General features: G+C 57.3%; 18 protein-coding genes. 14 read left to right on the forward strand and 4 right to left on the reverse strand.

The genetic code is table 11. The features are described 5' to 3' along the window. Positions 1–142: 142 nt before the first annotated feature. The 5 genes from recX (at position 143) to EKM86_RS04000 (ending at position 3,635) form a co-directional block, all read left to right on the forward strand. Positions 143–940 carry a recombination regulator RecX gene (gene recX, locus EKM86_RS03980; RefSeq protein ID WP_225419349.1) on the forward strand — a complete coding sequence of 266 codons (798 nt, stop codon included), beginning with the start codon at positions 143–145 and terminating at the stop codon, positions 938–940. Positions 941–1,013: 73 nt separating this feature from the next. After that, a complete protein-coding gene (ntdP, locus tag EKM86_RS03985) occupies positions 1,014–1,550 on the forward strand; it encodes a nucleoside tri-diphosphate phosphatase (RefSeq protein ID WP_125755279.1) in 537 nt (178 codons plus the stop codon). 310 nt (positions 1,551–1,860) lie between these two features. Further along, positions 1,861–2,376 carry a GyrI-like domain-containing protein gene (locus EKM86_RS03990; protein WP_125755281.1) on the forward strand — a complete coding sequence of 172 codons (516 nt, stop codon included), beginning with the start codon at positions 1,861–1,863 and terminating at the stop codon, positions 2,374–2,376. After that, entirely contained in the window at positions 2,363–2,998 is a 636-nt protein-coding gene (locus EKM86_RS03995; protein ID WP_125755283.1) for a sugar O-acetyltransferase, read from the forward strand. The genes EKM86_RS03990 and EKM86_RS03995 overlap by 14 nt, the downstream gene beginning before the upstream one ends. A gap of 22 nt (positions 2,999–3,020) precedes the next feature. Next, entirely contained in the window at positions 3,021–3,635 is a 615-nt protein-coding gene (locus EKM86_RS04000; RefSeq protein ID WP_125755285.1) for a TMEM175 family protein, read from the forward strand. Between the two features lie 24 nt (positions 3,636–3,659). Here the strand turns inward: EKM86_RS04000 and EKM86_RS04005 are convergent, their stop codons facing one another. After that, the gene (locus EKM86_RS04005) at positions 3,660–4,094 is read right to left on the reverse strand and encodes a GNAT family N-acetyltransferase (RefSeq protein WP_125755287.1); all 435 of its coding nucleotides are present in this window, start codon (positions 4,092–4,094) and stop codon (positions 3,660–3,662) included. Between the two features lie 76 nt (positions 4,095–4,170). Here EKM86_RS04005 and EKM86_RS04010 point away from each other — a divergent pair, with 76 nt between their 5' ends. From EKM86_RS04010 to EKM86_RS04025, 4 genes are all read left to right on the forward strand, one after another. After that, positions 4,171–5,310, forward strand: coding sequence for an AI-2E family transporter (locus EKM86_RS04010; RefSeq protein ID WP_125755289.1), 1,140 nt, complete (start codon positions 4,171–4,173; stop codon positions 5,308–5,310). Between the two features lie 72 nt (positions 5,311–5,382). Further along, the gene (locus EKM86_RS04015) at positions 5,383–6,720 is read left to right on the forward strand and encodes a hemolysin family protein (RefSeq protein WP_125755291.1); all 1,338 of its coding nucleotides are present in this window, start codon (positions 5,383–5,385) and stop codon (positions 6,718–6,720) included. Between the two features lie 144 nt (positions 6,721–6,864). Next, entirely contained in the window at positions 6,865–8,442 is a 1,578-nt protein-coding gene (locus EKM86_RS04020; protein ID WP_125755293.1) for a peptide chain release factor 3, read from the forward strand. A 19-nt stretch (positions 8,443–8,461) separates the two neighbouring features. Next, positions 8,462–9,286 carry an SseB family protein gene (locus EKM86_RS04025; RefSeq protein ID WP_125755295.1) on the forward strand — a complete coding sequence of 275 codons (825 nt, stop codon included), beginning with the start codon at positions 8,462–8,464 and terminating at the stop codon, positions 9,284–9,286. 61 nt (positions 9,287–9,347) lie between these two features. Here the strand turns inward: EKM86_RS04025 and EKM86_RS04030 are convergent, their stop codons facing one another. Together EKM86_RS04030 and EKM86_RS04035 are read right to left on the reverse strand one after the other, a co-directional pair. Beyond that, positions 9,348–10,412 (reverse strand): MucBP domain-containing protein, encoded by a 1,065-nt coding sequence (locus tag EKM86_RS04030; RefSeq protein ID WP_125755297.1) that lies wholly within the window; start codon positions 10,410–10,412, stop codon positions 9,348–9,350. A gap of 30 nt (positions 10,413–10,442) precedes the next feature. Continuing rightward, positions 10,443–10,727, reverse strand: coding sequence for a DUF1827 family protein (locus tag EKM86_RS04035; protein WP_125755299.1), 285 nt, complete (start codon positions 10,725–10,727; stop codon positions 10,443–10,445). Between the two features lie 136 nt (positions 10,728–10,863). Here EKM86_RS04035 and EKM86_RS04040 point away from each other — a divergent pair, with 136 nt between their 5' ends. After that, positions 10,864–11,412 carry a GNAT family N-acetyltransferase gene (locus EKM86_RS04040; RefSeq protein ID WP_125755301.1) on the forward strand — a complete coding sequence of 183 codons (549 nt, stop codon included), beginning with the start codon at positions 10,864–10,866 and terminating at the stop codon, positions 11,410–11,412. A 51-nt stretch (positions 11,413–11,463) separates the two neighbouring features. Here the strand turns inward: EKM86_RS04040 and EKM86_RS04045 are convergent, their stop codons facing one another. Continuing rightward, positions 11,464–13,689 carry an ATP-dependent Clp protease ATP-binding subunit gene (locus tag EKM86_RS04045; RefSeq protein ID WP_164506165.1) on the reverse strand — a complete coding sequence of 742 codons (2,226 nt, stop codon included), beginning with the start codon at positions 13,687–13,689 and terminating at the stop codon, positions 11,464–11,466. Positions 13,690–13,921: 232 nt separating this feature from the next. Here EKM86_RS04045 and EKM86_RS04050 point away from each other — a divergent pair, with 232 nt between their 5' ends. The 4 genes from EKM86_RS04050 (at position 13,922) to EKM86_RS04065 (ending at position 17,214) form a co-directional block, all read left to right on the forward strand. Further along, positions 13,922–14,113, forward strand: a complete 192-nt coding sequence (locus EKM86_RS04050) for a hypothetical protein (RefSeq protein ID WP_125755305.1) — start codon at positions 13,922–13,924, stop codon at positions 14,111–14,113. Between the two features lie 107 nt (positions 14,114–14,220). Beyond that, complete coding sequence (locus EKM86_RS04055) at positions 14,221–14,487, forward strand: phosphocarrier protein HPr (RefSeq protein ID WP_054665507.1); 267 nt, start codon at positions 14,221–14,223, stop codon at positions 14,485–14,487. Further along, complete coding sequence (gene ptsP, locus EKM86_RS04060; RefSeq protein ID WP_125755307.1) at positions 14,487–16,214, forward strand: phosphoenolpyruvate--protein phosphotransferase; 1,728 nt, start codon at positions 14,487–14,489, stop codon at positions 16,212–16,214. Before EKM86_RS04055 ends, ptsP begins: the two co-directional genes overlap by 1 nt. 133 nt (positions 16,215–16,347) lie before the next feature. Continuing rightward, positions 16,348–17,214: an ROK family protein gene (locus EKM86_RS04065; protein WP_125755309.1), complete on the forward strand. Its 867-nt coding sequence runs from the start codon at positions 16,348–16,350 to the stop codon at positions 17,212–17,214. The last annotated feature ends 97 nt before the right edge of the window (positions 17,215–17,311 follow it).

The following is a 17,311-nucleotide window of genomic DNA, read 5'->3' on the forward strand; positions in this document are numbered from 1 at the left end:
TAGTACTAACAAGAATAGGTCTTCATGGCCTTTTTGGTCTAGTCGTCAGGGTGTTGCACTTGAATTGTAAACTGGGGCACTTTAATTAAGTTATATTGTACCATAACAAGTCATGGAATAATTCTTTTGAGGAGGTCGCCAGATGCAAACAATTACTAAAATTTCTGCCCAGAAACGCCGTGGCAGGTACAATATTTTCCTCGACGGCAAGTATGCGTTTGCCGTCAGCGAAGGCACTCTGGTCAAGTATCGGCTGATCAAGGGGCTGACGCTGGAACCGGAGGCGGTCAAGGCTGTGCAGGCGGCTGAGGTGGCGGCTGTTGCCAATGCCACAGCGCTGAATTTCATCAGCCACCAGCCGCGAACAGTCCACGAGGTTCGCGACCGGCTGCGGCAAGACGAGGTCCCCGAGGAAGTGATCAAGCAGGTCACCGATCACCTCAAGGCAATCAAGCTGCTGGACGACGCGCAATACGCGGATATTTTGGTGCGCGACAACCTTTCGATGGGTGAGCGCGGGCCGCGTCAGGTCGAAGCCCGATTGCGCGAAAAAGGCGTGCATCCCGATGTGGCAGCCCAGGCGGTGGCCGGCGTGACCGCCGAGCAGTGGCGCACGGTGGCCGATCGCGTCGCCAAAAAGGCGGCCCGCCGCACACAGCACAAACCGTTCAAGGACCAGCAGAACAAGATTCGCCAGGCGTTGATGCAAAAAGGGTTTGACGGGCCCCTGGCCAGCGAAGCACTGGCGGCCCTGGCACTGGAACCCGACGCTGAGCAGGAAACTGACCTGTTGACGCGCGAGGCGGAAAAGCAGTGGCGCCTCAAGCGCAAGTATACCGGCTATGATCGGCGCAACCGGGTCAAGCAGGCGCTGGTGCGCAAGGGGTTTGATTACGATGCCATCGATGCCGTGATCGCGCGACTTGAAGCGGAGGCTTAGGGCGCTAGCTGCAGCTTGTCCTTTCTGTTATACTTGAAAAGACAAAAAGATAATGCTGAAAGCTGGATAACCAATGCGAATCCCTAAGGAAGGCGATTATGTCGCCATTCAGAGCTACAAGCACGATGGGAGCTTGCACCGGACATGGCGGGACACCATGGTCCTTAAGACCAGCGAAGACGCAATTATCGGTTGTAACGATCACACTTTGGTGACCGAATCCGATGGCAGACGATGGCTGACTCGTGAGCCGGCGATCGTGTATTTTCATAAACATTACTGGTTCAACGTGATCGCAATGATCAGAGAAGGCGGCGTGTCGTACTACTGCAACCTCGCCAGTCCCTCCGTGTTGGATCAGGAAGCGCTGAAATATATCGACTACGACTTGGATGTGAAGGTCTTCCCGGATGGGGAGAAGCGCCTGCTCGACGTCGATGAATACGAGGCACACAGCCGCAAATGGCAATACCCGCAAACTACTGACCGCATCTTGAAGGCCAACGTGCGCGTGCTTGTCGATTGGATCAACCATGGCAAAGGGCCGTTTTCAGCGGCTTATGTGGATTTATGGTACAACCGGTACTTGCAACTGTCTCACCGGGTGTAAGCTTCGGCGCGAGGAACACTCGCGCTGTTTTTGTAAGGTGCGAGGACCAGTGCACTTAGCACGATGGCTAGCTTGGACTGCCCTGGCGGCCGCGGAGCGGGCGTTAGGGCAGTCCTTGCTAGACATTCGCGCGTTGCTGGTCCGAGCCTGATTAAGGTGTGACGACTGACGGTCTTAGCGTAATGGCTAGCTTGGCCCGACCCGTTCCCGCGAAGCGGGGGCGGGGTGGGCCTGGCTAGACACTTGCGCGTTGTCAGTCGGAACCCGATTAAGCGCGGCCTAGCCCGCGCCTCGTGATGGAGGAAAAAACATGACAGAATTGATCGATCAACCGGCTGGTCAGTTTATCGGCCGGGTGTACACTGCTGAAAGCAGCGACCAGATGGGCACCTTTTACCCGGCCTGGCAGGACTTTGAAGGGGCCGGCTACTTTGACCAGTTGGACGCTTTGTGTGAGCAGCCCAACCGAACCTACCTAGTCGTGTTTTCGCCGTACGGCAATTTTCAGTACTGGATCGGCAGTCTGACGCCAGTGGGTGTGACGGCGCCGGAAGGGCTTGAAGCAGTGACGCTGCCGGCCGGGACCGTGGGTAAGGCGGAAGGTCCGGTCAACGGTGTTCTCAATCAGCTGCCGGTGCAGACCACGGTGGCCAAAGGGTTTGAGATGCTGGAAAAAGCCGGCTACACGATCCCCGAACACATTGGCCAAACGGACAATCCATATTACCTGGAGTCGTATCCGATCGTTGACGGCAAGGTGGACAAGGTTCGGTACCTGCTATATATCAGCAAGGACCAAATGGAGGGCTACGATGAGTTCGATTGATCATGACAGAATGGTTGCTGGGCGGCTGTACGATGCCAGCGCCGAGGACTTGCACAAGGCACGCATGCGCACCCGGCTGCTGACCGAATCATATAACCGCACCAGTGTCGCCGACCAAATTGGCCGGCGGACGATTCTGCGGCAGCTGTTTAAAGCCTTTGGCGAAGGCGGCTACATCGAGCCGCGCCTGCAGGTCGACTACGGCAGCCACATCACCATCGGCAAAAACTTTTACGCGAATTACGATCCCATTTTGCTGGACGTGGCGCCGATCACCATCGGCGACAACGTGATGCTGGGGCCGCGCGTGAGTCTGCTGACCCCGACGCACCCGATTGATGCCGGCGTGCGTAACTCAGGGCTTGAGTACGCCAAGCCAATCACGATCGGTGACAATGTCTGGTTCGGCGGGGGCTGCATTGTGCTGCCCGGCGTGACCATCGGCAGCAACGTGGTCGTCGGCGCCGGGGCCGTGGTGACGAAGGACGTCCCTGATGCCGTGGTTGTCGTGGGCAATCCGGCCCAGGTTCTGCGGCCAATCACCGCAGCTGATGCGCAGTTTTGGCAGGCCAAGCAGCAGGCTTACCTGGCAGACATGAAGACGCTGGATCAGGCCGAATAGTCCGGTATGGGGAGGTGCACTGATGCCCAAAAATCGGCTCGAAGCGTTTACCGATGGCGTGATCGCCATCATCATCACGATCATGGTCTTGGAATTGCACGCCCCAAGCGCTGGCAGCTGGGCCGCGCTGTGGCAGATGCGCGGCATTTTTGCGATTTACTTCGTGTCGTTCTTCACGCTGGCGGTTTATTGGAACAATCACCATCACCTGTTCCTGCTGGTCAAGCGGATCAACGGGCGTGTCCTGTGGGCCAACATCCTGTTCCTTTTTGCGGCCTCGTTTTTCCCGTTTGCGACTGACTGGGTGGGTGCCACTCACGTGCTGGCACGCGCACCGGAGATGACTTACGGGTTCGTGGTGCTGGCCACCGATGTCACGTACTGGCTGCTGATTCAGATGCTGATCCGGGCCGACCGCCACAATGCGGCACTCAAAGACTTGCTCGGGCAGGGCTACTACAAACCGATCGTCACGATTGGCGGTAATGTGATCGCAATCTTGGCGGCGTTCATCTGGCCAAGTTTGACCATTATCATTGATGTGCTGCTGCTGCTCCTGTGGGTACGTCCCGAGCGCCGCATCGAGCACCATGTGCATCAAACCCGCGTTTTGCCCAACGAAAAAGGTCGCCAGTAAAAAATGGCGACCTTTTTCGTGTGTTTAAGCAAAAATGCGGTGCATCTCGCGGTGGCGAATGCCGGCGTCCAGAAACTCGGGCCGTTCGGTGAGCGTGTAGCCCAGCGTTTTGTAAAACCCGACCGCCTGGACCTGGGCGCCCAGCCGCAGCTCGCGGGCGCCATGGGCCTCGGCGTAATCGGCGAGGTGCTCGAGCAAAGCTTTGCCGACGCCGTGATGACGGTACGGGGCCAGGACGGCGACGCGCTGCACACGGTAGCCGTAATCGGCCGGCAGCAGGCGCGCGGTGGCCACGGCCAGGCCGTCATCGTAAGCGACAAAGTACGTGGCCTTGGCCTCGTCTTGGTCGACCTCGCGTTCAGGGGACACGTGCTGCTCCTTGACGAAGACGGTGGTGCGAATGGCCAGCGCGTCTTGGTAAATTGCGCTGTTGGTATCGGTGCTAACTTTGAATTCCATCTTCAGTATCGACTTCCTGTTTTGGTTTATAGGGTAATGCGTGTATTATAGACCATACCGAAAGAAGGTGTGAATAGTGTTTCAGAAAATCCGTGAATCTAAACTCATGTTCTGGTCGCTTGAAGCCTTAATCATCGTGGCTTTGATCATCGGGCTGACGAACCTGAGCTTTTTGTTCAAACCGATCGCGACGTTTTTCTCGACATTATTGATTCCGTTCATCGCGGCCGGCTTTTTGTTCTACCTGTTTAATCCGCTGGTCAACTGGCTGGGCAAGCTGAAGCTGCCGCGGCCGGCCGCCATTGCGCTGATTTTTGTGGTAGTGCTGGCGCTGCTGGGGTTTCTGGTGGCGACCATCATTCCCAACCTGATCGACCAGGTCACGCAACTGATCTCCGGGTTGCCCGGCTTTGTCCGCGAACTGCGCGACGACTTGACTCAGCTGTCGCATTACCGCTGGTACCAGAAGTTTGGGGTGGCTAAGCTGGTCAGCAAGATGCAGGTCGAACCGGCGAAAATCTTGCAGAACGTGCTGGGCGACTTTTCGGCGGGCGTGCCCGGCCTGATTGGCTCCGTCGCGTCGGTCGTGATCGGCGCAATCACCATCCCTGTGCTGCTGTTTTACATGCTGAAGGACGGGAACCGCTTCGTGCCGGCAGTGCAGCGGCTTTTGCCGGACCGCTACGGCGAGGAGATTCAAACCGTTTTCACCCGAATGAACCAGACACTGTCGCATTACATTGCGGGGCAGGCTATTGAGTGTCTGTTCGTCGGCACGTTCACCTTCATCGGTTATTTGATTATCGGCATGCCTTACGCGTTTCTGCTCGGGTTCGTAGCCGGCGTTGTCACCATCATTCCGTACCTCGGCCCGTACATCGGGATCGCCCCGGCGCTGTTGATTGCCCTGACCGTCGGCTGGGGCAAGGTCGCCTTGGTGATCGTGGTGGTGCTGATCGTACAGCAAACCGATGGGAACCTGATTTACCCGAACGTGATCGGTCGCAGTCTCAATATCCATCCGCTGACCATCATTGTGCTTCTGCTGGTGGCGGGCAACATCTGGGGCATTTTAGGCACCATTTTGGCGGTACCGGTTTACGCGGTGATCAAAACGGTGCTGACCTATGCGCTGGAGCTTTACCGATTCCACCGCAACCAGGCGGCCCAAGAGCCGCTTTTGGCCAAGCCGACTGACCAGCAGCCCAAACCTTAATTGCTTGCCGGGTCAGCGGTCAAGCCGGTAAAATTATAGTTATCAACAGCGCGGCGAAAGGATGAACAGTTTATGAGTGGTGATTCAGGCGGGGCCTTATGGGGCCAGCTGCTTTTAATCGTAATTTTAACCGTGGTCAACGCGTGCTTTGCCGCCGCAGAAATCGCGGTGGTGTCTTTGAGCCGCAGCAAAATTCAGGGCCAGGCCAAGGCCGGCGACAAAAAGGCGGCAAAGCTCCTGAAGATCATGAACAACTCCACCAATTTTTTGGCGACGATTCAAGTCGGCATCACCTTCGCCGGCTTCTTTGCGTCGGCTTCGGCGGCCACCACGCTGGCCGGGCGCATCGAGCCGTGGTTTGGCAACGTGAGTTTTGCGCATGAGCTGGCAGTCTTGCTGGTTACCGTGATCCTGTCGTACTTCTCGCTGGTGTTCGGCGAGCTCTACCCCAAGCAGGTCGCACTGCAAATGACGGAAAAGGTGGCCAAGGCCGCCGTCACCCCGATTTCCGTAATCGGCGTGGCACTGCACCCGTTTGTCTGGCTGCTGTCGGCGTCGACCAACCTGCTGCTGAAACTCACCCCAATTAAGTTCAGCACCGATCAAAATCAGGTGACCCGTGAGGAAATGACCGCGATGATCGAAAGCGGCAAGCAGTCAGGGGCCATCGACCCGGATGAGTACGCGATGCTGGAAGGCATCATCGGCCTGTCCAACAAGCTGGCCCGCGAGGTCATGGTGCCGCGGATCGACGCCTTCATGGTCGACGCTGACCAGCCGGACCAAGCCGCCATTGACACGATTTTGTCCAATGTCTACTCGCGCATTCCCATTTACCAAAAAGACAAGGACAACGTGGTCGGGATCGTGCACATCAAAAATCTGCTGAGTCAGGCGCGCAAGGTCGGCTTCGCCCAGGTCCGCCTGGAAGACATCATGACCGACCCGCTGTTTGTGCCGGAAACCATCAGTATTGACGACCTGCTGACTGAGATGCGCATTCGCCACCAGCAAATGGGCATCCTGCTGGACGAGTATGGCGGGGTGGTCGGCCTGGTGACGATTGAGGATCTGCTGGAGGAAATCGTCGGCGACATCGACGACGAGTCCGATGCCACCACGGTCAATTACACCAAGCTGGACCAGGACGATTACCTGGTGAACGGCCGCATGACGCTCAGCGATTTCAACGAGGCCTTTGGCACGGACCTGCAGGCGCCGGATGTCGACACGATTGCCGGCTACGTGATCAACGCACTCGGCGTTATTCCCAGCACCCACAAGCAGGAAACCGTCCCGATTCCAGGCGGCACGCTGACGTCCGGCAAAATCGAAAATTCCCGGCTGGTCAACGTACATCTGCACCTGCCCGTCAAAGCAGCTTCGGCCAGTGAAGCCAGCGAGCCGTAATGTTTGATTGAAGAAGCGCGCGTTCTTCTTTATAATGGTGGGAAGACTAGGTCCCATTGACTGGGACTTTTTTCGTGAAAGGACGGTTTTCCCAATGTAGCAAGCGGCCATTGTCTGTCACTACCGCAATTGAAAGGACCACTTATGAAACCACAAGAATTAAAAGCCGCGGTAGACAAGCGCCGCACTTTTGCCATCATTTCTCACCCCGATGCCGGGAAAACCACCATCACCGAGCAGCTGCTGCTGTTTGGCGGCGTGATCCGCGAGGCTGGGACGGTCAAGGGCAGAAAGTCGAGCCACTTCGCTAAGTCGGACTGGATGGCCATCGAGAAGCAGCGCGGGATCTCGGTCACCAGCTCCGTTTTGCAATTCCAGTACGCTGGCAAGCAGATCAACATTTTGGACACGCCAGGGCATGAAGACTTTTCCGAAGACACCTACCGCACCCTGATGGCCGTCGACGCGGCGGTCATGGTCATCGACTCCGCCAAGGGGATCGAGGCCCAGACCAAGAAGCTGTTCAAGGTCGTCAAGCAGCGCGGGATTCCGATTTTCACCTTCATGAACAAGCTGGACCGCGACGGCCGCGAACCCCTCGATCTGATTGCCGAGCTGGAAGACCTGCTGGGCATTGAAGGTTACGCGATGAACTGGCCGATGGGGATGGGCAAGGGCCTGGCCGGTCTGTACGACCGCGTCGACCACCGCATCGAGCTTTACCGCGAAAACGAGGCAGGGGAAAAGTACCTGCCATTGGATCAGGACGGCAAGTTGGACCCGAGCGAGCCGCTGGCCAACGATTCGATTTACACTGACACCTTGGACAGCATTGAGCTGCTCAATGACGCCGGCAACCAATTCGATCTGAAAAAAGTGATGACAGGCGACCAGACGCCGGTGTTCTTCGGCTCCGCGCTGACCAACTTTGGCGTCGAGACCTTCCTCAAGCACTTCGTCGAAATGGCGCCGGCGCCAGGGCCCCACAAGCTGCAAGACGGCCGTGAGATCAGTCCGACCGATCCGAATTTCTCCGGGTTTGTTTTCAAGATCCAGGCCAATATGAACCCGAACCACCGCGACCGCATTGCCTTTGTCCGCATCGGCGCCGGCGAGTTCGAGCGTGGCATGGATGTCACGCTGGCCCGGACCGGCAAGGTGCTCCGGCTGAACAACTCGACCGAGTTCATGGCCGACACCCGCGAGCAGGTGCAAACTGCCGTGGCCGGTGACATCGTCGGCCTGTACGACACCGGTAATTTTCAAATCGGCGACTCGATTTACGCCGGCAAGGACCCGGTGGAATACGAAAAGCTGCCGCAGTTCACCCCGGAGCTGTTCATGCGCGTGACGCCAAAAAACGTGATGAAGCAGAAGAGCTTCCACAAGGGGATGCAGCAGCTGGTCCAGGAAGGCGCCGTGCAGCTTTATCGCACCTACACCACCAACGACTACATCCTCGGTGCGGTCGGCCAGCTGCAGTTTGAAGTGTTCAAGTTCCGCATGCAAAATGAGTACAACTCAGAAGTTGTGATGACGCCGATCGGCAGCCGGGTCGCCCGCTGGATCGATCCCGACCAGCTGGATGAGAAAATGTCCTCCAGCCGCAATTTGCTGGTCAAGGATTCGCAGGGCCTGCCGCTGTTCCTGTTTGAAAATCAGTACGCCGAGCGGTGGTTTGCCGATAAGTACCCGGACGTCAAGCTGACAGCCAAGCTGTAAGCAGAAAGGAAGCTGAACGATGGCAGAATCAGAAAACAAACATAACGAGGCCGCGCGCAGCATCACCAATGATGACCTGCTGGGCAAGTGGCGGACTTTTTCCCTGGACAATAACGATGAGAACATGAGCGACTTTCTGTCCGAACTGGTGGACCACGCCACGCTGCTGATGGTCGTGCTGGCCGATCAGGAGATCAAGACGGACGAAAACGGCCGCGCGCAGGTCGATCAGGACGTGCAGATGCAGTTTCCCCTGATGTCCAGCGAAGACAGGCAAAATATCCAGCCGGTGTTCACCGACTGGCAGGAAGTCAACTCGCTGTTCGACAACTGGAGCCAGCACGACCTGCAGCAAAATGTCGATCAGGCGTCCATCCTGCCGATCGCGTTCTCCGATTTGGCTGAGCTGATCAACCAAAACCAGGAAGTTGACGGCATTGCGATCAACCCGTTCTCCGACAACATTTACTTCTCCCGCGAGACCCTGGCAGACCTGGCCAACCAGCAGAAGCAGCACCACGCCGACAACAACGAGGTCAAAGTTGCTGTGTCCGAGCCTGATAACTTGCCAGACGGCTTTGAAGCCATGCTGCAAGGCGAACTCAAGGACAGCGGCGTCAAGCAGGGCTGGCTGCGCGTGCTGAGCTACGATGGCACCGAGCACCTAGTCTTGATCTTGGATGCGGCAGGCATGTCGGACGAGCAGCTGCGGCCGTTGACCCAGCAGCTGGGCGAACGCGGCGACAAAGCGCTGGCGTCGATTGATCTGCAGCTGTCGGTTGTCCCGCTGGACGATGACAGCCAGCCGATGGTCGAAGGTATTGAGCCGTTTTTCAAAGCGTAGCACATTAAAAGGCCACGCTCGTCCCAATTATCGGATGACCGTGGCCTTTTGCATGTCTGAGTTAGAGCAAATCAACGAGGCTGGCAAGCACGTACGAGTCGTCGCTCAGGCGGTACCAGCGGCTGTCGTCGGTGCCATACACGGTGGCCAAAAGTGCGACCGTTGCGCCGGCGGCCAGGGGCTTCAGGCGCTGGCCGTACGGCTTGGCCCAGCGCGTCAGCGACCCACTGGTGTTGACCTGACCGACGGCTTGAAGCGGCTGGGCGTTAAAGCTGACACGCTCGGTGGTGAGTTTGAGCTGAGTCGGCCCAGGCAGGAACGGATTGCTATTTTGCGGCTGCGTGTTCGCAGTGGTGATCCACTGACTGCCACCGAGATCCAGGAAGACTTCACCCGCTTGATTCTTGGCGAGGCCAAACACGCGCCAAAACGAGCCGGCTGGCAGCATGGTGGCATAGACCTGCGCCTTCACCGGGGTCGGGTAGGCCGGCTTGGCCTGACGCAGCTCAACGTACGCGCTTTGTGGGTCGGCGTAGGTGAGACTTGGCCCCAGCTGGTACGTGAAGTGCAACACTTGCGCGGTGTGTGTGAAGCGGCCGCGCTGCGGGCCACGTGGAACGGCGTGGTCCTTGAAGGCGGGCAAAGGTTCTGCCGTGAATGCCGCGTTGAGCCGGCCGACCAGCATCGTTGGCGCAGCCAGCAACCGGCCGGTTTCATCGCGGTGATACACCGCGACTGGGGCGGCGACGTGTGGATCGTAAAGCAGGTAGACGACCGCCTGGCTCGCCGGAAAGCGCGTCAGATAGTTCGTGACGGAAAACAGCTCGTAGCCTTCAATTTGCGGGATCGCAATGTTCAGCCGCGCACCGATCGGCCCGCGCACGATGCTGGGCTTTCGCAGTTCGGCAGCACTGCCGCGCTCGCGGTAGTAAATGGCGACACTAACATAGCGGCTGGTCGCACCGGTCGCCGGCGGCAAGGCATTTGCCTGTTGCGGCTGGCGGGCCGCAGCGCGCACCGGTCGGGCTGAAGTTGATGTGGGGTTTGGCGTCTTGCTCGCAGTTTTGCGCGGGCGGCGCTTAAACCAGTTCGCAAGTGATTGAAACAGGCCCATGGTGTCCTCCATGCAAAAAAAGCCGGCAACTGCCGGCTTTTTTTAGAATTCCTCGGTTGCCAGCGATACTTCGGCGAGCTTATCGCCGTGAATGACGTTGACATCCGCAAAGGCGACGTGGGCCAACTTATCCAGCGCAAAGGCGATCTCAGCATCTTTGATGTTGCGCTTATCATTGGTGAACAGCAGCTCATCATGAGAGGCCGCCCGCGTGTAAATCACCGTGGTGCTGCCAAGTGAATAGACTTTAATGTAGTTCGTGTCGGTATGGGCGAGCTGTTGCGCCACCAGGTGCGGGTAGCTATTGGTGATATCGATCAACCGCATAATTAATGCCCCCAGTCTCTAGTTTCCTGTCTTCATTATAAGTGAACCGGCCGGAAAAACCAAAAGTTTCTGCGCCGCCGGTGAATTTCGCCGCTCGCCGCCAAGTTTGCTAAACTGGAGGCAGGAGGCGACAGTCATGACCCTGCAAAGTGAACCGGTCCGGCCGGCGAGTCGGTATTATTTTCCCGTTCTCAAGTTGTACCAGCGCGCGTTTCCTAAAGAGGAAAAAGTCCCCCTGGTGTGGCTGCTCGCCAACAGCAGGCGGGCAGGCATTGATTTTCTAGGGTGGCACGACGGCGCCCGGTTTGTTGGCCTGACATTTACCGTGACGACCAAAGCCCTGACGTACCTGATTTTTCTGGCGACCGCGGAGACCGTGCGCGGGCAGGGCGTTGGCTCGGCCATCTTGGACCGGCTGGCGGCGCGCTTTGATGGGCGGCTCTTGGTGCTGGCCCTGGAGCCGCAAGATGACGCCGCCTCAAATGTTCGGCAGCGGCGCTCCCGGCTGGCGTTTTACCAACGCAACGGGTTTGTGCTGCAGCCTTACCAGGTGGTCGACCTCGGGGTGGCCTATGACACCATGGCCCGTAACGGCCGTTTTGCGCCAGCGCAGTTCGATGCGCTGATGCGCGGGTACACTGGCTGGTTTTATCCGTGGTATGGCTCCAAAATCTTGCGCAAGTAGTCAAAAGGGGCTAAGCGAGGCATTCGCTTAGTCCCTTCAACTTATTTGGCGTTATTTTTTGGCAACGGTCGGGGTTTCCGGTTTGCTTTCGACAATGGCAATCGCGCCCTTGTCGATGCGTGCCTCGAGGTGCTTGGCCTGCGGGTGATCAAGGTAGAAGTCCGCCACGCGGTCTTCAATTTGCTCCTGAATCACGCGGCGCAGCGGCCGGGCGCCCATCGCGGGATCGTAGCCGAGTTCGACTAACTTCTCCTTGACCGGTTCGGTGACCTTGATGGTCAGGCCCTGGTCCTTGATGTTGGCGTTGGTGTCGTTGATCATCAGGCCCACAATCGATAACAGGGTTTCTTTACTCAGCGGCTTGAACTCGACAATGTCGTCGAAGCGGTTGAGAAATTCCGGCTTGAAGTAGTTGCCCAGCTGGTTCAAGACGGACTTGGTCGTGCCGTTGATCGACGCGCCGAAGCCGACGTTCGCCTCGGCGTCGGTCGAGCCGGCGTTTGACGTCATGATGATGATCGTGTCCTTGAAGGAAACGGTGCGGCCCTGGCTGTCGGTCAGGCGGCCGTCGTCCAGAATCTGCAGGAACATATTCATCACGTCTGGGTGCGCCTTTTCAATTTCGTCGAGCAAAATCAGGCTGTACGGATTGCGGCGGACTTGTTCGGTCAGCTGGCCGGCTTCTTCATAGCCGACGTAGCCCGGAGGTGAACCGATGAGCTTGGACACGCTGAATTTTTCCATGTACTCGGACATGTCAAACCGGATCATGTTCTGCTCGGAACCAAACAGTTCCTTGGCCAGCTGCTTGGCCAGCTCGGTCTTGCCGACGCCGGTCGGGCCAACAAAGAGGAAGCTGCCGATTGGGCGGCCGGTCTTGTTGAAGCCGATGCGGTTGCGGCGAATGGCGCGGCCGACTTTTTCGACTGCCTCGTTTTGGCCGATGACATGAGCCTCAAGGTCCGGCACAAGGTTCTTGAGCTGCTCTTGCTCTTGCTGCTTGAGCTCGCCGACGGGGATGTTGGTCATCTTTTCGACGATCTGCTCCATGTCCTTTTCGGTGACCGTCGGGGTGTCTTCCTTTTCCTGCTTTTCGTCTTGCTGCTGCATCTTCTGCAGCTTGGTGACCTGATCGCGGTAGAAGGCGGCCTTTTCGTAGTCTTCCTGCTTCAAGGCGCCCTGCTTCTGCTTTTCGGCTTCGGCAATCTTGTCCTTGATCGTTTGCGGATCGGCTACGGTGATGGTCAGATTCTTGCGCGAGCCGGCTTCATCCAGCAGGTCGATGGCCTTGTCAGGCAGGAACCGGTCCTGAATGTAGCGGTCGGACAGGTTGACGGCGGCCTCGATGGCGTCGTCGGTGTACTTGACGTGGTGGTAGGCCTCGTAGCGCGGCTGAATGCCCTTTAAGATCTTGATGGTCTCTTCAGGCGACGGCTCTTCGACGGTCACCGGCTGCAGCCGGCGGGCGAGAGCGGAATCCTTTTCGATCTGGCGGTACTCGTTAGAGGTCGTGGCCCCGACGAGTTGCAGTTCGCCGCGGGCCAGCGCCGGCTTGAGGACGTTGCCGGCGTCCATGCCGCCTTCGGCATTGCCGGCACCGACGATTTCGTGGATCTCGTCGATGAAGAGAATGATGTTCGGATTCTTCTTCAGCTCGTCGATGAGCTGCTGCATGCGCTGTTCAAACTGGCCGCGAATTCCGGTGCCTTGCACCAGAGACACGACGTCCAGCTGGATGACGTGGCGGTCTTGCAGCTTGGTTGGGACATCACCGTTTGCGATCTTAAGCGCGAGCCCCTCGACCACGGCGGTCTTGCCGACCCCGGCTTCCCCAATCAAAACGGGGTTATTCTTGGTCCGGCGGTTCAAAATTTCGATAACGCGGGCGATTTCCTCGTCCCGGCCGATGACTGGGTCGATTTCGCCGTTCTTGGCCTTGGCGGTCAAGTCAACGCCGAACTGACCTAAGACGGAATTGCCGCCTTGGCCAGGCCGGTTGCCGCCGCCATTGCCGCCGCGCCCGCTTTGAGTGGGTGGGGTTTGGTCCTGCGGCTGCTGCTGGCCGTTTTGGCCGGAAGCCATCGCCCGGAAGATGTCATCGAGACTGCTGAAGCCGAACGGATCATTGTTTGCATTCGTTGGTTGCATAGTGCCTCCTGCTTGTTGTTTCAACTGCTGGTAGCAGTTTTGGCATAGGTTGATCTCTTGGCGTTGGCCATTCACGTTGGTGTACAAATGAATGGTAGCCGGATTTTGATGGCAATTTTCACATAGCACCGTTGTTCACAACCTTTCTTATCTAAGTCCTTCCGCGCAAAGGGCGCGGAAAAGTCAAACCAGGCTTTGACCTTCTTTGACCTTGACTCCAGTGTACACCGCGAAAAATTAAATGCAAGCACTCTTACCGTGAGAGTGCTAATTTTTTCGTGAAATTCAGTGCGACTGCGGTTTCAGCGCTGGTCAACGGCCTGTCTCTAGTCTAAAATAGTGACGGAAAGGGGGCAAGCATGTGGCATCAGACTATGTCCAAATGATGGATGATCTCCGCGCAGGCAAAATCGCCGAGATCAAGATCGAACCCGAGACGTTTGCCGCTTTTCGTGAGGCCTGGACCAATTATCCGGCCCGCAAGGAAATCGTCGGCCAGGCGGAGCGCGGGGGCACGATTTTGTACCACTATCAGTCCGCCAAGGGGCAATAAAACCAGCCATGATACTTGTTCTGAAAGCGGAATAATGGTAAGGTTTACAAGAAATAGAATGCAAATTCTATTCGGCAAAAGTTTATACACAAAGGAGCAGATTACTCATGGAAAAACGCGAATTTAATGTTGTTGCAGAAACAGGTATCCACGCTCGCCCAGCCACTCTCTTGGTTCAGGCAGCCAGCAAGTTTAACTCTGACATCAACCTGGAATACAAGGGGAAGAGCGTTAACTTGAAGTCCATCATGGGCGTCATGAGCTTGGGCGTTGGCCAAGGCGCCGACGTCACCATCTCCGCTGAAGGCGCAGACGAGAAGGAAGCTATTGCTGCCATCGAAGAGACCATGAAAAAGGAAGGCTTGTCTAACTAATGACTAAGAACCTGAAAGGGATCGCGGCAAGTGACGGCGTCGCTACGGCGAAGGCCTACCTGCTCGTGCAACCCGATCTGTCATTTTCGAAGTCAACTATTGAAGATACAGACAAAGAGGTCGCACGTCTGCACACCGCGCTCGACCAGAGCATTGCAGAACTGAAGATCATCCGGCAAAAAGCTGCAGAGTCGCTGGGCGAGGAAGAAGCAGAAGTCTTCGACGCGCACATGACCATGCTGGCCGATCCGGAATACATCGGCGCCATTGAAAAGCAAATCACAGACGATAAGGTCAACGCCGAAACCGCCTTGAAGTCTGTTTCCGACGGCTTCATCGAGACTTTTGAGGCGATGACCGATAACACCTACATGCAGGAGCGCGCCGCGGATATCCGCGACGTCTCGACCCGGGTGCTGTCACACCTCCTGAATCGGCCGCTGCCGAACCCGGCATTGATCGATTCTGAAGTGGTCATCGTGGCGCATGATTTGACGCCTTCAGATACTGCCCAGCTGAACAAAAAGTACGTCAAGGCGTTTGTCACCGACATCGGCGGCCGGACCGCGCACAGCGCGATCATGGCGCGCTCGCTTGAGATCCCGGCTGTGGTCGGGACGGACACGGTCACGACGGACGTTAAAAACGGTCAGACCATCACCGTCAACGGCTTGACCGGTGCTGTGACGATCGACCCGAGTGCTGACCAGATCCAGGCTTCCGAACAGGCAGCCAAGGATTTTGCCGCACAAAAGGCCGAATGGGCGCAGCTGAAAACCGCTAAGACGGTGACGGAAGACGGTCAGCACTTCGAAGTCGGCGCCAACATTGGGACCCCGAAGGATATGGACGCGGTGCTCGCTAATGGTGCTGAAGCCGTTGGCCTGTATCGCACCGAGTTCTTGTACATGGACTCTTCGGAGCTCCCAACCGAAGACGACCAGTTCGAAGCGTACAAGACCGTTCTCGAGCAGATGGACGGCAAGCCTGTCGTGGTTCGCACGATGGACATCGGCGGCGATAAGAAGCTGCCATACCTGCCATTGCCACACGAAGATAACCCATTTTTGGGCTACCGGGCGATTCGGATCAGCCTGGACCGTCAGGATATCTTCCGTACCCAGTTGCGGGCCTTGTTGCGGGCTTCGGCTTACGGCAATCTGCGCATCATGTTCCCGATGATCGGGACAGTCAACGAATTCAAGGCGGCCAAGAAGGTCTTCTTGGAGGAAAAGGACAAGCTGGTCAAGGAAGGCGTGAAGGTTTCCGACAACATCCAAACCGGGATGATGATGGAAGTGCCTGCCGCGGCCGTGTTGGCGGATCAGTTCGCCAAGGTCGCAGACTTCTTCTCCATCGGCACCAACGATTTGATTCAGTACACCATGGCGGCGGACCGCGGCAACGACCGCGTGTCTTACCTCTACCAGCCTTACAACCCATCGATCTTGCGCTTAGTGAAGCACATCATCGATTCGGCACATAAGGAAGGCAAGTGGGCCGGCATGTGCGGGGAAGCCGCTGGCGACCCGATCATGGTGCCACTCTTGGTCGGCATGGGGCTCGACGAGTTCTCCATGTCCGCGACCTCTGTCCTGCGCGTGCGCAGCCAGATGAAGGGCCTTTCGGCGAGCTACCTGAAGACCCTCGCAGAGCGGGCCACCACTGAATCCGTGACCAACGAAGACAACATCAAGCTGGTCAAGGAATTTACCGAGAAACACTAATTGAACGCAAAATGAACGCGTCCCTGCTTTGGCAGAGGCGCTTTTATTGTGCCCTGCTGAATCAAGTTTGACAGCGGATACATCAACCTCTAGACTAATTTGTGTAGACAAATAATTTCTTGGAGATGGCAAAATGGAATTAGCTGTGATTGATATTGGCGGCACTTCGATTAAATTTGCGCGGTGGGACGGGGCAGCCCTGCAGGACCGGACGGCGGCGCCAACGCCCAAAACGCTGGCTGAGTTTTACGGACTCTTGGCCAACACGGTCACGAAAATGAAGGCGGCGCACCCCATCACAGGGGTGGCCATCTCCAGTCCCGGAGCGGTCAATCAGGCGACCGGCGTAATTGAAGGCGCCAGCGCCTTGCCGTACATCCACAACTTCCCGATTCAGCCTGAGCTGGAGAAGCGCTTCGGCCTGCCAATGGCATTCGAAAATGACGCGAATTGCGCCGCCTTGGCCGAAGTCGCAAGCGGTGCGGCGAAGGGCAAGCAGCGCGTGGCGATGCTGGTGCTCGGCACCGGCGTCGGCGGGGCACTGATCGCAAACGGTCGGGTCGAACACGGGTCCCACCTGCTGGGCGGCGAGTTCGGGTTCATGCTGCAAAATGGTAAGTCCGTGTCCGCCCAAGCGACGGTCGTCAAGCGCTGCGAGAACTACGAGAAGCGCACGGGTAAAAAGATCGATGGTGAGGCGCTGTTTGCGGCTGCCGATGCCGGCGACCGCGTGGCGCACGAGGAGGTCGAAGGCTTCTTTGAGGCCCTGGCCGAAGTCATTTTCAATCTGCAATACAGCTACGATCCCGAGCTGTTCCTGTTGGGCGGCGGGGTATCGCGCAACCCGGCGCTGATCCCCGGCATCGAGCGCCACATGGACGGCGTGTTCAAGACGATCGAGATAGCCACGCAGCGGCCGGTCATCAAGATTTGCCAGTACACCGATGCGGCCAACCTGATTGGGGCCGTGGTCAACTATCAGCAGCACGCAGCTAAATAACTAAACTAGGATGCAGTGAACCGCAAGCCAGACTTGCGGTTTTTTTATGTTTTGAATAAACACGAACAATAATTTATTAAAGTGCTTACTTTGTTCC

This window comes from Lacticaseibacillus hegangensis (genome assembly GCF_003946465.1).
Lineage (GTDB): Bacteria > Bacillota > Bacilli > Lactobacillales > Lactobacillaceae > Lacticaseibacillus > Lacticaseibacillus hegangensis.

Coding starts and splice junctions, on each gene's coding strand:
- recX (WP_225419349.1), top strand. CDS start 143: ATGCAAACAATTACTAAAATTTCTGCCCAGAAACGCCGTGGCAGGTAC.
- ntdP (WP_125755279.1), top strand. CDS start 1,014: ATGCGAATCCCTAAGGAAGGCGATTATGTCGCCATTCAGAGCTACAAG.
- EKM86_RS03990 (WP_125755281.1), top strand. CDS start 1,861: ATGACAGAATTGATCGATCAACCGGCTGGTCAGTTTATCGGCCGGGTG.
- EKM86_RS03995 (WP_125755283.1), top strand. CDS start 2,363: ATGAGTTCGATTGATCATGACAGAATGGTTGCTGGGCGGCTGTACGAT.
- EKM86_RS04000 (WP_125755285.1), top strand. CDS start 3,021: ATGCCCAAAAATCGGCTCGAAGCGTTTACCGATGGCGTGATCGCCATC.
- EKM86_RS04005 (WP_125755287.1), bottom strand. CDS start 4,094: ATGGAATTCAAAGTTAGCACCGATACCAACAGCGCAATTTACCAAGAC.
- EKM86_RS04015 (WP_125755291.1), top strand. CDS start 5,383: ATGAGTGGTGATTCAGGCGGGGCCTTATGGGGCCAGCTGCTTTTAATC.
- EKM86_RS04020 (WP_125755293.1), top strand. CDS start 6,865: ATGAAACCACAAGAATTAAAAGCCGCGGTAGACAAGCGCCGCACTTTT.
- EKM86_RS04025 (WP_125755295.1), top strand. CDS start 8,462: ATGGCAGAATCAGAAAACAAACATAACGAGGCCGCGCGCAGCATCACC.
- EKM86_RS04030 (WP_125755297.1), bottom strand. CDS start 10,412: ATGGAGGACACCATGGGCCTGTTTCAATCACTTGCGAACTGGTTTAAG.
- EKM86_RS04035 (WP_125755299.1), bottom strand. CDS start 10,727: ATGCGGTTGATCGATATCACCAATAGCTACCCGCACCTGGTGGCGCAA.
- EKM86_RS04040 (WP_125755301.1), top strand. CDS start 10,864: ATGACCCTGCAAAGTGAACCGGTCCGGCCGGCGAGTCGGTATTATTTT.
- EKM86_RS04055 (WP_054665507.1), top strand. CDS start 14,221: ATGGAAAAACGCGAATTTAATGTTGTTGCAGAAACAGGTATCCACGCT.
- ptsP (WP_125755307.1), top strand. CDS start 14,487: ATGACTAAGAACCTGAAAGGGATCGCGGCAAGTGACGGCGTCGCTACG.
- EKM86_RS04065 (WP_125755309.1), top strand. CDS start 16,348: ATGGAATTAGCTGTGATTGATATTGGCGGCACTTCGATTAAATTTGCG.